Source organism: Microbacterium testaceum StLB037, assembly GCF_000202635.1.
GTDB lineage: Bacteria > Actinomycetota > Actinomycetes > Actinomycetales > Microbacteriaceae > Microbacterium > Microbacterium testaceum_F.
Window position 1 is genome coordinate 2,842,457 of the sequence record NC_015125.1, and the last position, 13,042, is coordinate 2,855,498.

8 protein-coding genes are annotated in these 13,042 nt (G+C 72.4%); all 8 read left to right on the forward strand.

What is annotated here, in order from left to right:
- The first annotated feature begins 176 nt into the window (after positions 1–176).
- The 8 genes from MTES_RS12945 (at position 177) to MTES_RS12980 (ending at position 12,986) form a co-directional block, all read left to right on the forward strand.
- Positions 177–2,987 (forward strand): DNA polymerase III subunit gamma and tau, encoded by a 2,811-nt coding sequence (locus MTES_RS12945; RefSeq protein WP_013585717.1) that lies wholly within the window; start codon positions 177–179, stop codon positions 2,985–2,987.
- Complete coding sequence (gene recR / locus MTES_RS12950; RefSeq protein WP_013585718.1) at positions 2,987–3,580, forward strand: recombination mediator RecR; 594 nt, start codon at positions 2,987–2,989, stop codon at positions 3,578–3,580. Before MTES_RS12945 ends, recR begins: the two co-directional genes overlap by 1 nt.
- A 188-nt stretch (positions 3,581–3,768) precedes the next feature.
- Complete coding sequence (locus MTES_RS12955; RefSeq protein WP_013585719.1) at positions 3,769–4,305, forward strand: hypothetical protein; 537 nt, start codon at positions 3,769–3,771, stop codon at positions 4,303–4,305.
- Positions 4,306–4,344: 39 nt separating this feature from the next.
- On the forward strand, positions 4,345–6,012 hold the full coding sequence (locus MTES_RS12960) for a protein kinase domain-containing protein (RefSeq protein ID WP_013585720.1): 1,668 nt from the start codon (positions 4,345–4,347) through the stop codon (positions 6,010–6,012).
- A gap of 262 nt (positions 6,013–6,274) precedes the next feature.
- Entirely contained in the window at positions 6,275–7,291 is a 1,017-nt protein-coding gene (pstC, locus tag MTES_RS12965) for a phosphate ABC transporter permease subunit PstC (RefSeq protein WP_013585721.1), read from the forward strand.
- Complete coding sequence (pstA, locus tag MTES_RS12970; protein ID WP_013585722.1) at positions 7,291–8,604, forward strand: phosphate ABC transporter permease PstA; 1,314 nt, start codon at positions 7,291–7,293, stop codon at positions 8,602–8,604. Before pstC ends, pstA begins: the two co-directional genes overlap by 1 nt.
- The gene (gene pstS / locus MTES_RS12975) at positions 8,601–10,184 is read left to right on the forward strand and encodes a phosphate ABC transporter substrate-binding protein PstS (RefSeq protein ID WP_013585723.1); all 1,584 of its coding nucleotides are present in this window, start codon (positions 8,601–8,603) and stop codon (positions 10,182–10,184) included. Before pstA ends, pstS begins: the two co-directional genes overlap by 4 nt.
- 135 nt (positions 10,185–10,319) lie before the next feature.
- Positions 10,320–12,986, forward strand: a complete 2,667-nt coding sequence (locus MTES_RS12980) for a hypothetical protein (RefSeq protein WP_013585724.1) — start codon at positions 10,320–10,322, stop codon at positions 12,984–12,986.
- Positions 12,987–13,042: the final 56 nt, after the last annotated feature.

A 13,042-nucleotide genomic window follows, 5' to 3' on the forward strand; every position in this document is an offset into this window, starting at 1 on the left:
GGGGCGGGGCGACGAGAACAGGGGATGCGACGGGGGCAGGGCGCACGTGGCGGAATGGGCCTGTTGTGGTGGCATCCCCTGTTCTGGTGGCGGGTATCCGCGCGGGATCGGCGGAGGCGGGGCCCGGGGGAGGACCGCGCGGACGCGATGTCGGAGGTACGCCGTAGGCTGGACGGGTGACGACAGCCCTGTACCGCCGCTACCGCCCGCAGGCGTTCGGCGAGATGATCGGGCAGTCCCAGGTGACCGAGCCCCTGATGACCGCCCTGCGCAGCGACCGGGTCGGTCATGCCTACCTTTTCTCGGGTCCGCGCGGGTGCGGAAAGACGACGTCGGCCCGCATCCTCGCGCGCTGCCTCAACTGCGCCGCCGGTCCGACCGACACCCCCTGCGGCACGTGCGACAGCTGCGTCGAGCTGGGGCGAGGCGGCAGCGGATCGCTCGACGTCGTCGAGATCGACGCGGCGAGCCACAACGGCGTCGACGATGCCCGCGATCTGCGCGAGCGCGCGATCTTCGCTCCGGCGCGTGACCGCTTCAAGATCTTCATCCTCGACGAGGCGCATATGGTCACGCAGCAGGGCTTCAACGCGCTGCTGAAGCTGGTCGAAGAGCCTCCGGCGCACGTGAAATTCATCTTCGCGACGACCGAGCCCGAGAAGGTTCTGGGCACGATCCGTTCGCGTACGCACCACTACCCGTTCCGGCTCGTGCCACCCGCCGCCATGCTCGAGTACGTCCAAGAGCTGTGCGAGAGCGAGAACGTCAGCGTCGAAGCCGGCGTGCTCCCGCTGGTCGTGCGCGCCGGCGGCGGGTCACCGCGTGACACCCTGTCGCTGCTCGACCAGCTCATCGCCGGGAGCGACCCGTCGACCGGCTCCGACACCGAGCAGGCCGGTCACGTGCTCGTGCGCTACGAGCGCGCCGTCGCGCTCCTGGGGTACACCCACTCCGAGCTCCTCGACGAGGTCGTCGACGCCTTCGCCGCGAACGACGGGGGCGGCGCCTTCGCCGCCGTCGACCGCGTCGTGCAGACGGGCCAGGACCCTCGTCGGTTCGTCGACGACCTCCTCGAGCGCCTCCGCGACCTCATCGTCGTGGCGGCTACGGGGGCTGGCGCGTCCGCCGTGCTGCGCGGCGTCCCCGACGACGAACTCGAACGCATGGCGCGACAGGCGACGGCGTTCGGGGTCGCCCGTCTGTCGCGAACGGCCGACCTGGTGGTCGCCGCCCTCGACGAGATGACGGGCGCCACCTCGCCCCGGCTGCAGCTCGAGCTGCTCGTGGCCCGCGTCCTCACCCACGCGAGCGTGTCGCAGGGGTCTTCGCCCGCCACGATCCACGACCTCGATGCCGCCCGCACGGCCGCTCCGGCTGCCGCGCCCGCCACGGGGCGGCCCGCGTCGCCCGCTGCCGACATCGCACCGGCCGGCGGGAACGCCGCGCGGGTCGCGGCTCCCTCGGCCCCCCGCATCGCGTCGCCGGGGGCGGGGTCGGCCGGTGCGACGGCCGCGCCGGCTGTCGCCTCGCCTGCTGTCGCCGCGCCGGGTACTGCCTCGCCTGCTGTCGCCGCGCCGGGTGTTGCTGCGCCGGGTCGTCAGGCGTCCGCGAGCCCGGTCGCGCCTCCCGCGTCGCCGACGGTCGCGTCGCCGACGGTTGCCTCGCCCCGTGTCGCTTCGCCGAATGTCGCTTCGCCGGTGGCGGCGCCGACCGCCGCGCCCGCCTCGCCCGCCGTGGCGTCCCCGGCCGTCGCTGCGCCGACCACGGGGGAGGGGCGCGCTGCCCCCGCCGCGGAGCGGCCTGCCCCGCCGACGGGCGCTCAGCCGACGGGCGCTCAGCCCACGGGCGCGCAGCCGCGTTCGGACTCGCCCGCACCCGCGGACGACGACGCCCCGCCGCCCTTCACCGATGACGACGCCCCGCCGCCGGACGACGAACCCGGTCCGGACGACCGCGCGCCGGAGCCTCGCGCGCCCGAGCCGCAAGCGGCCACGAGTTCTACCCCGCGTGACTCGCACGGAGACGCGGACGCGCACCCCTTTGACACGGCTCCCACCCCCGACGGTCCTGCGCCGAAGGGCGAGAAGCCCCGCGAGGACACTCCGCCGGCGCCCGCTCCGTCCGTCGAGCCGGCCCCGGCAGAGGCGTCGACGGATGCCGCGGCCGAAGACCCCTCGCCCCTCGAGCCGGTCGCCCCGACACCCCCGGCGACCCCCGTCGGTCCGATCGAGCTCGGGCACGTGCGCGACGCGTGGCCCGAGATCCTCGGTCAGCTCGAGGTGGCCAGCCGCTCGTCGTGGCTGATCGTGTCGACGTCCACGGTCGCCGCCTTCGACGACGACGTCCTCACCCTGCTCTTCCGCACGGCGAGCGACCTCACCGCCTTCAAGACCCGCTCCGCGGACGGCGGTCCGAGTGAAGACCTGCGTCAAGCGATCCTCGCCGTCCTCGGCGTGCGGGTGAAGTACCTCGCTCGCCTGGACGGTGACGGCCCCGGCGGTCCCGGGGCGTCCGGGCCCGGCGGTCCACGGGGCAACGGATCCGGATCGCCCGCCGCCCCGCCCCGCGGGGGAGCGTCCGCCCCGCGTGCATCTGCTCCGTACTCGGCGAGCGTCACGGAGTGGGCCGTCGCGCCGATCCCCGGGGCCGCACCGGGAGCGACTGCCCCGGCCACGGCGTTGGCGGTCGACGACGAACCCGAGGAGGCGCGCCCCGCGGCTGCGGCCGCGCCGGTCGCGCGCGAAGGGGCCGTCCTGCCACCGGCGGAGGTCTCGCGCTCCGTTCCGGCCCCCGAAGAGGTCGACGATGACGACGTCATCCCGCCCGCCGACGAAGCACCGGACGCGCCCGTTCCGCCCGTCATCGTTCCCCGCATGCCCCCGCTGCGCGGCGGCGTTCAGCGCTACGGCGAGGCGGTCGTCCGCCAGATGCTGGGCGCGACGTACCTCCGTGACGAGCCCTACGAGCCCCCGACGAGGTTCACCTGATGTACGACGGCATCGTCCAAGACCTGATCGATGAGTTCGGCCGTCTCCCGGGAATCGGTCCGAAGTCGGCGCAGCGCATCGCGTTCCACATCCTGCAGTCCCCGAGCTTCGACGTCTCGCGGCTGTCGACCCTGCTCGGCGAGATCCGCGACAAGGTGAAGTTCTGCGAGATCTGCGGCAACGTCACCGAACAGGAACGCTGCTCGATCTGCCGCGACCCGCGCCGCAACGCCACCCTCATCTGCGTCGTCGAAGACGCGAAGGACGTGGCGGCGATCGAGCGCACGCGGGAGTTCCGCGGCCTCTATCACGTGCTCGGCGGCGCCATCAGCCCCATCGCGGGCATCGGCCCCGACGACCTCCGCGTCACGCAGCTCATGCAGCGGCTCGCCGACGGCACCGTCCAGGAAGTCATCCTCGCGACGAACCCCAACCTCGAGGGCGAGGCGACGGCCACGTACCTCAGCCGCTTGCTGCACACCCTCGAGATCCGCGTCACGCGTCTGGCATCCGGTCTCCCCGTCGGCGGAGACCTCGAGTACGCGGACGAGGTCACGCTGGGACGCGCTTTCGAAGGCCGCCGTACGCTCTGACCCACGCCGCCGAGCGCGTGCCGGTGCCACGTGAAGCGCCGCGTGTCGCGAAGCGTTGCGGGCTGGTGAACCGTTCGTTCACCCCCTGCTCGCGCGGCGGAAACGGGACGACGGCACGTTCTGTTCTGCGGACGACCGCCGGACGACCCGAAACGTCCGGCGCACCGTCCGCCAGACAGGGGCCCTCCGTGAGCGATCGACTCTCCGTCGCGCGCGCCCGCCTCGGGCGCGTCATCTTCGACACCTTCCGTTCCACCTACGACCCGCGCCTGGCCGCGTGGTTGCTGCTGCGCTCGCAGCTCCTCCCCGAGCTCGCGGGAGGCCAGCTCGAGGCGCAGGGAGCCGAGACCGGAACGGGGATCGTGACCCTCGGCGTCTTCGGGGTCTGGCGTCTGCTCGCCACCAACAACCGCGAACTCGCGCGGTGCGCGACGGTGTTCGCGTCACCGTCAGCGGCCGTCGAGGCCGCGCGCCACGACCAGGCCCGCGTGGGCCAGTTGCAGCTGACAGCGGTGCGGGGGCCGGGGTCGACGAAGCACGCCTGGGTCCTGCGCAGCGGGGGCGTTCCGGTCATGACCACCGCGCGGTGGTACGAGTCCGCCGGTGAGGCGGCCGCCGCCGGGCGCACCGCCGCGAAGGTCTTCGCCTCGGCGCACGTCGTCGACGGAGTGAGCATCGGCACCGCTTCCGGGCGGCGCTCGCGCGTCCTGGACCGGACCACGTGAGACTCTGCCCGTCGTCCGACCGCGCGCCCGAGCGTCGTCGTGGGTGACGAGGCCGGGGCGGGCGTGATCGCCGGGCGCTTCCGGCTCGGCGGACTGCTGGGCTCCGGAGGGACCGCGTCGGTGTTCTCCGCCGTCGACACCGCGACCGGCCGCCGGGTGGCCGTCAAGCTCCTGCATCCGCACCTGTCGGAGAACCCCGCGGTGCGCACGGCGTTCCTCGACGAGGCGCGGCGCATCGCCACGCTGTCCCACCCCTGCGTCGTCACGATCGTCGACCTCGGGACCTTCTTGGACGGCGGAACCCCCATCGCCTGGATCGCCCAGCAGCTCGTGGAGGGGACGAGCCTCGCCGAGTACGTGCCCGCCGGGGAGGGCCTGGCTCCCGCGGCGGCGGTCGAGGTCGCGTCCGACGTCCTGTCCGGCCTCGCGGCTGTCCACCGGGCCGGGCTCGTCCACCGCGACGTCTCGCCCGCGAACGTCCTCGTCCGTCCCGTCGACGGGGTGCTCCGGGCCACGCTCCTCGACTTCGGTCTCGCCGACGCGGCGGGGGAGACGACCCACGGCGACGACGTCCTGCGCAGCTCCGTCACCGACGCGACCGCCGGGGTCGTGGGCAACGCGCATTTCGCATCGCCCGAGCAGCTGTCCGGCCGTCCGGTCGGTCCGGCCGGCGACCTGTATCAGGTGGGCGGCCTCCTCTACTTCGCTCTCACCGGTCGGGCGCCGTTCGGCGGAGGCGACCGCACCTCCGTCATGAGGGGCCACCTGAGCGCGCCCCCGCCCGTCCCATCGGTCCGTCGTCGTGGCATCCCGCCGGCGCTCGACCGGGTCGTCGTACGCGCTCTCCTGAAGGACCCCGACCTTCGATACGCGGATGCCGAAGAGATGCGCTCCGCCCTGATCGCCGCCCTGCCACAGGCCGTCCTGCCCGCTCCCGCGGTGACGACGGCGACGCGGGCGCTGCGCCCGGTCGAAACGATTTCCTCGCGCGCGGAGCCGGCGGCGCCCGCGTCTGCCGCTCCCGAGCGCCGCGCGGGCGGGTGGGGGCTGGTCATCGGGATCATCGCGGTGCTCGTCGCCACCGCGACGGCCGTCCCCCTCCTCGCGGGCACCGGCCGCACGGCCCCGCCCGCCGAGGCCGTCGCACCGAGCGACGCACCCTCGCCCTCCGCGTCGACCGCGGAGCCGGCGATGACCGCCGTCCCCTCCGCCACCGTCGTCTCCACCGTCGTCCCGGCGCTCACGACTCTCGGCGACGCGCACGCGGTCCTCACCGCGGCCGGTCTGCGTACGGGCGACGTCGTCACCCGCGACGACGCCTCTCCGGCGGGAACCGTGCTGGAGTCCGACCCCGCCGCGGGGACTCCGCTGCCCCGGGGGTCCGCGGTGCGCCTGGTCGTGGCATCCGGTTCCAACGCCGTGCCGGATGTGCGGGGCATGGATGCCGCCGCGGCACTGTCGCGAGTGAGTGCGGCGGGCTTCGTCCCCGTGACCGTCACCACGGTCTCGTCGCAGCCGATCGGGATCGCTCTCGGGGTCGAGCCCGCCGCCGGTGCGTCCGCGCCCCTGGGCAGCAGCGTGCGCGTGCTCGTCGCCGCGGCACCCGTCCCGACCGCCACGCCGACGCCTCCCGCCCCCACCCCGACGGCGACCGTCGGCCCGACGTCGACGCCCACGCCCACGACGGCCCCGACGCCCGCGGGCTGAACCGAGGGCCCGGTGCCGCCTCGCGCCCGCCGACGTCCCTCGTTCACCTCCGCGCGTGCAGCGTTCACCCGTCGGCCAGGGCGTGTGGCGGGTCGAGGCCGACGGCGTTCACGGCCCGCTCATAGCGTCACGCGTGCCGGTCATCCCGAGCCGGCTCTGGGTACACGAGCGATGCGCGTCGCCGATCTCACGCCCGCCCGCACGGCCATTCGTCGCCGTCGGTCCGGAGCGTGCGCGGCTCGGCGCGATCGATGGAGAACGCATGACCGACCTCACCACCGAGGTGCTGCCGCCGCGCCCCGCGGGGCCGCCGGAGCCGCGCTCGCTCCGCAGCGCCCCGGTCGTCGCCGACCGCGTGTTCCGTGGTGGGGCGTACTCGGCCGGCATCCTCACCGTCGCGATCATGCTCGCCGTCGGCGTCTTCCTCAGTGTGCGCGCGGGCGACGCGCTCGTCGTCGCCGGCCCGTCGTTCCTGACGACGCAGGAGTGGTCGCCCGAGACGGGAACCTTCGGCGTCGCCGCCGTGCTGTTCGGCACCGTGACGATCGCGATCGTGGCCATGGCGATCTCGGTGCCGCTGGCTCTCGGAACGGCGCTGCTGATCAGCGAGATCGTGCCGCCCCGCCTGCGCTCGTTCCTCATCACGATGGTCGATCTCATGGCCGCCGTCCCGAGCGTCGTCTTCGGGCTGTGGGGGGTCTTCTTCCTGCAGGCGAACGTCATCCCCGTGGCCGAGTGGATCTCGACCTACTTCGGGTGGATCCCGGTCTTCCAGGTCACGGATGCCACGGGAGCCCGCCTCACCGAGGCCGGGGCCTTCACCTCCTCGGCGTTCATCGCCGGCATCGTCGTGGCTCTCATGGTGGTGCCGACGCAGACCTCCGTCATGCGCGAGGCGTTCTCGCAGGCGCCCCTCGGAGAGCGCGAGGGGGCGCTCGCCCTCGGGTCGACGCGGTGGGGGATGATCCGCGCAGTGGTGCTGCCCTTCGGCCGCGGCGGCATCATCGGCGGCACGATGCTGGGCCTCGGCCGCGCCCTCGGCGAGACCATCGCCGTGGTGATGATCATCTCGCCGATCTTCACGATCAACACGCAGCTGTTGAAGACGGGCACCAACTCGGTATCCGCTCTCATCGCTCTCCGCTACGGCGAGGCCAGTCAGTTCGGACTCTCGGCGCTCATGGCCGCCGGCCTCGTGCTGTTCATCATCACGCTCATCGTCAACTTCACGGCCTCCACCATCGTGGCCCGCAGCCGGTCCGGGGCGGAGAGCAACTGATGGCGATCGTCACCCCCGAAGCACCGACGGCCGACGAGGGCGTGCCCCGCGAGCCGATCCGCACGACGATCCCGCTGCGCGACGGCCACGTGGGCGAGCGCCGCGACCTGCGCACGGTTCCTTTCGGCGACCGTTTCGACGTTCTCGGGAGCGCCGCCGCCGGGCTCGCGCTGTCGTCGCTCCTGTTCGGCTGGCTCACCCCGATGACGGGGGTCATCGGCTGGTTGGTGCTGTCGTTCCTCGGATTCCTCGGCATCTACGCCGTGATGTCGTCGCTGCGGGCGGACCGTCTCGCGGTGCGCGAGCGGATCGTGACCGCCGTGTTCTACTCGGCGGGGGTCATCCTCCTCGGCGCCCTGACGTTCGTTCTCTTCTTCACTCTCATCCGCGGCGCGTCCGCGCTGTCGAACGGCAACTTCTTCGTCGAGACGATGGCGAAAGCCGGCCCCCTCGACCCGCTCACGATGGGCGGCATCGCCCACGCGATCGTGGGCACGCTGATCCAGATCGGCATCGCCCTGCTCATCACCATCCCGCTGGGCGTGATGACGGCGGTGTTCCTGAACGAGATCGGCGGTCCCTTCGCCCGTTTCGTCCGGACGGTCTCGGATGCCATGACGGCGCTGCCCTCGATCGTGGCGGGGTTGTTCGTCTACGCGGCCGTCGTCACCCTGATCACCCACGAGCGCTCGGGGTTCGCGGCATCCGTCGCCATCAGCGTGATGATGCTGCCCATCATCATCCGCGCGTCCGACGTCGTGCTGCGCCTCGTGCCGAACAACCTGCGGGAGGCGTCCTACGCGCTCGGATCGAGCCGGTGGAGCACGGTGTGGAACGTCGTGCTGCCCACGTCGCGCTCGGGCCTGGTGACCGCGGTCATCCTCGGAACCGCGCGCGGGATCGGCGAGACCTCCCCGGTGCTGCTGACCTCGGGCGTCACCGCGCAGATGAACCTCAACCCGTTCTCGGGACCGATGATCTCGCTGCCGTTGCAGGTCTTCGACTTCGTCAAGTCGCCCGAGCCGAACATGATCGCGCGCGGGTTCGGGGCGGCGGCGACCCTCGTCCTGCTCGTGCTGACCCTCTTCATCGTCGCGCGTCTCATCGGGGGTCGCGGTCCGGGGCAGCTCTCGGATCGTCAGCGTCGCGCGGCCCTGGCCGCCTCCGCGCGCGACCTACGCCGGATGAGCGCCGATTCGGAGGCGCATTCCCGCGCGGTCCGGCGTCTGAGCACGGTCGCTCGATTCCCGTTCTTCGGCGGGCGTTCCGCCCCCGCCGCTCGTCACCGATCCCCCGAGGAGAACCCGTCGTGAACCTTCGTCGCCGCCTGGGCCGTCTGGCGGCCGCGCTCGCGGTCGTGACGCTCGTCGCCCTGGTCCCGGTTCCGGCGCAGGCCGCCGAGAGCTACGTCCCCATCTCGGGCTCGGGCTCGACCTGGTCGCAGAACGCGCTCGACCAGTGGCGCAAGAACGTCGCCGAGAACTACGGCATGACCGTCAACTACTCGGGCAACGGGTCGTCGGCGGGACGCACCGACTTCATCAACCAGTCGGTCGACTTCGCCGTGAGCGAGATCCCGTTCCAGGGTCAGCCGGAAGACGGATCGCCACCCGAGAAGCCGACGACCGGGTACTCGTACATGCCGATCGTCGCGGGCGGCACTTCGCTGATGTACAACCTCAAGATCGGCGGCAAGCGGGTCACGAACCTGCGCCTGTCGGGCGAGGTCATCGCGAAGATCTTCGCGGGCCAGATCGCGAAGTGGAACGACCCGGCCATCCAGGCCGACAACCCGGCCCTCGCGATGCCCGACGTGTCGATCACCCCGGTCTACCGCTCCGACGGCTCGGGGACGAGCGCGCAGTTCACCGCCTGGATGAAGGCGCAGTTCCCGAGCATCTGGACCTTCGGCATGCGGTCGCAGTTCCCGCAGGTCACCCCGGCGTTCAAAGGACAGAGCGGCTCGCTCGGCGTGGCCGGCTACGTGAGCCAGAACTACGGCGAGGGCGCGATCACCTACGTCGAGTACTCGTACGCGATGAAGTCGGGCTTCCCGGTGGTCAAGGTGCTCAACAACGCCGGCTACTTCGTCGAACCGACGTTCCAGTCGGTGGCGGTCGCGCTGATGTCGGCGAAGATCAACCAGGACCTCACGCAGAACCTGGACGGCGTCTACAACAGCGGCGACCCGCGTGCCTATCCCATGTCGAGCTACTCGTACATGATCGTGCCCACCGAGACGAACAAGGTGTTCACCGTCGAGAAGGGTCGCACCCTCAGCCAGTTCGCCTCGTACATGCTGTGCGAGGGGCAGCAGAAGGCCTCGGCCCTGGGGTACTCGCCTCTGCCGATGAACCTCGTCCAGGCGGGATCGGATGTCCTCCAGCGGATCCCTGGCACGGTGGGCCCGATCGACTTCGCTCGGTGCAACAACCCCACCTTCAAACCCGGCGATTCTCCGTCGAACAACCAGCTCGCCCTCACCGCGCCCGCTCCGCCCGACTGCGACAAAGCCGGCGCGACGCAGTGCGTCGATCCCACCGGCGGCGCCCAGGAGCAGACTCCCGTGACCGGGTCCGGAGGCGAGAGCGGCGGAGGGAACAACGCCGCGGCCGGGGCGGCCGCCACCTCATCCGACCCCGCAGCCGCCGGCGCGGCACCCGCAGCCGCGGGCGGGACGGCGGCCGAGCCCGTGTACGACGCCAATGGCAACCTCGTGTCCGCCGCAGCCGCGGGAGGCTCGGCGGCTGCCGTCTCCGCCCCGTTCTCGCTCGCGGAGAACGGGTGGGGAACCCCGCAGTACATCATGCTCGCCGCGGGTCTCCTCGTGGTCGCCGCGATCCTCATCCCGCCCGTCGTCGGTCGTCGCTCACGCGGCAACCGACGCGCGTGAACGCGCCGTCTCAGCGTTCTCCCGTCGAGTCCACGGCGGCGGTGCCTCGTTACCGCCGCATTCATCCCACCGACACCCGTCGCCCCTCAACTTGACCCGACGCTCACCCGAGCAGCTCTTCCCGAAGGAAATCCCGTGTCTGAATCCCGCGAGCGCCGCGCCGCCTCCCGCCCCTCGGGGCGTCGGGCTCGATCGGCATCCGGTCATCGGGCCGTCCACGAGACTGCCGCCCGCGTGCGCCGAGGACTGCTCTCGGCGACGGTCGGCGTCGTCGCCGGCCTGGTGATCTTCGGCCTGACCGGGGGCACCGGAGCGCTGTTCGCGGCGGGCCAGGCGGCGGTGGCGGACGACTCCTCGCGGGTGACCGTGAGCGCGAAGGATCAGGATCCCGACGCCGCCCACGCCCCGTTCCCCGACCTCTCGGTGACCGTGTCGCAGACACGCGCCCTGGAGTCCCAGGGCATCGTCGTGTCGTGGACGGGAGGCAAGCCGTCCACGGTGCCGAGCTCGCAGATCGGCGGCGCCGACTTCCTCCAGGTCTTCCAGTGCTGGGGCGACGACCCGGCTCACCCCGGCACCCCCGACCGGACGACCTGCCAGTACGGGTTGAACGGCGTGCCGGGCTCGCATCGCGACGACGTGCGCGACAGCGACACCTCGGTCGCCGCGGAGGACAAGCCGTACACCGTCCCCGGTGACGGGTTCGCGAGCCCGACGTACACCTCCATCCCGTTCCGGGGTGCCAACGGCCGCACGGTCGCCACGGTCGTCGACGGGAAGTACTCGTACACGAAGGACTCCAAGGGCAACGACGTCCTGCCCGACATGAACACCAACGAGTTCTTCTCGAAGTACACGACGAACATGGTGTCGTGGGCGGGGTCGGGCGGCGACGGCTCCGGCTCGGTGAAGTTCGAGGTGCAGACGGCGATGCAGTCGCAGGGCCTCGGGTGCGGTTCGCCCGTCACCGCGACCGACGGCAGCGTGTCGGGCTCGAGCTGCTGGCTCGTGATCCTGCCGCGCGGTGTTCAGGACGGCGGGGCCCCGTTCATCACCAAGTCGGGTCTGTTCTGGGATGCCTGGAAGCACCGCATCGCGGTCAAGCTCGACTTCAAGCCGCTCGGCGTGCGCTGCCCTCTCGGCGCGGCCGAGCTCCAGCTCGCCGGCAGCGAACTCATCGGACGGGCGATCTCGTCGTGGCAGCCCGCGCTGTGCAACGCGCCGGGAGGGTCGGTGTACTCGGCGATCACGAGCGCCGAGTCCGACGCCGCGCGCGCGGCGAACGCCCTCGCGCCCGCGCCCCTGGCACTGACCTCGCGTGCCCTCGATCCGAGCCTCGGCACCGACTCGCTGCGGTACGCCCCGGTGGCCATCACGGGAGCGGCCATCTCGTTCGCGATCGACCGCAACCCCCGTCCGGGCGACGACACCGTGCCCTCGGACGTGCAGAAGAAGGTCGGCCTGCCGTTCACCTCGCTCAAGCTCACCCCGCGGCTCGTGGCGAAACTCCTCACGAGCTCCTACCTCGACGCGGTCCCGACCTTCGCCGACCGCGACCACCTGAGCCACCTGGAGGGGGACAAGCGCGTCTACAACCCGCGCAACCTCGTCAGCGACCCGGACTTCCTCGCGATCAACGACCCCGAGTGGCAGTACCAGTCGCTCGCCGCGGCATCGCTCGCCGACGCGCTCGTTCCGCAGGGGCGGTCGGATGCCGCGTGGGTCATCTGGCAGTACGTGATGAACGACGAGTCCGCCCGCCAGTTCCTCGCGGGCACCCCCGACTCCTGGGGCATGACCGTCAATCCGTGGAGCTCCACCGACGCGGACAAGAACAGCTCGAAGACCGCGCTGACCCTCCCGCGCGAGGATTTCCCGAAGGCCGACCCGATCGAGCAGGCGGCGACGTCGGCGGCGGGGCCGGTGAACCTCGTCACCTGGCGCCCGTACGTGAACGACCTCGACGCCGGCGCGTACGACACCCTGCGCGGTGACGGGCTCACGCTCGGTGCGTGGGATCCCCAGTCCACTCCGCCGAAGTACGGCAAGGCGGACCGGAGCCTGCCGGGGCACCAGACGGTCCTGGCCGTGACCGACACGGCATCCGCTGCCCGCTACCAGATCGTCACGGCGTCGCTGCAGAACTCGGCGGGGGAGTTCGTGGGGGCGACGGCGGATGCCATGGCCGCCGCGGCCGGCGCGATGACCGCGACCGCGGGTCAAGCGCAGGTGGTCGCTTACGATCCCGCCTCTCCCGCCGCGGCGAGCGCTCGCGACGCGTACCCGCTGACCATGCCGGTCTACGCCGCCGTGAATCCGAAGTCGACCGACGCTCAGCTCCGCAAGGACTACGCCTCCTTCATCCGGTTCGCCGTGACGACCGGCCAGCAGCCGGGGACGGCGACCGGCCAGCTCCCGCAGGGCTACGTCCCGCTTCCGAACGGGTGGCGCGAGCTGGCGCTGACCGCCGCCGACGACATCGAGGCGGGACGGATGCCGACGGCTGCCGGGGCCACACCGACCACCTCCTCGAACACCCCGGCGGCGGGCGTCCCGTTCCCCAGCGGCGGTGTCGTGGGAAGCCTCCCCGCGGCGGCGCCCGCGGCCGCGGCTGCCCCGGCGGGTGCCTCCGCCCCGGACCCGGTGGCATCCGGATCCGCTGCCCCCTCCCGCACGGGGGGCACGACGCCCGCCGACCCCGACCTCGGCGCCCTGCCCGCGGCTCTCCCGGCCAGTGTCGCGGGCGGACTCGCCGCCGCCTTCGCCGTGCCCCTCCTCGGACGACTCCGCCGCCGGCTCTGATGCCGCGCCCCGTCGCCGACCCTCGACCCGTCCTCTCGCAACTGAACACCTGAATC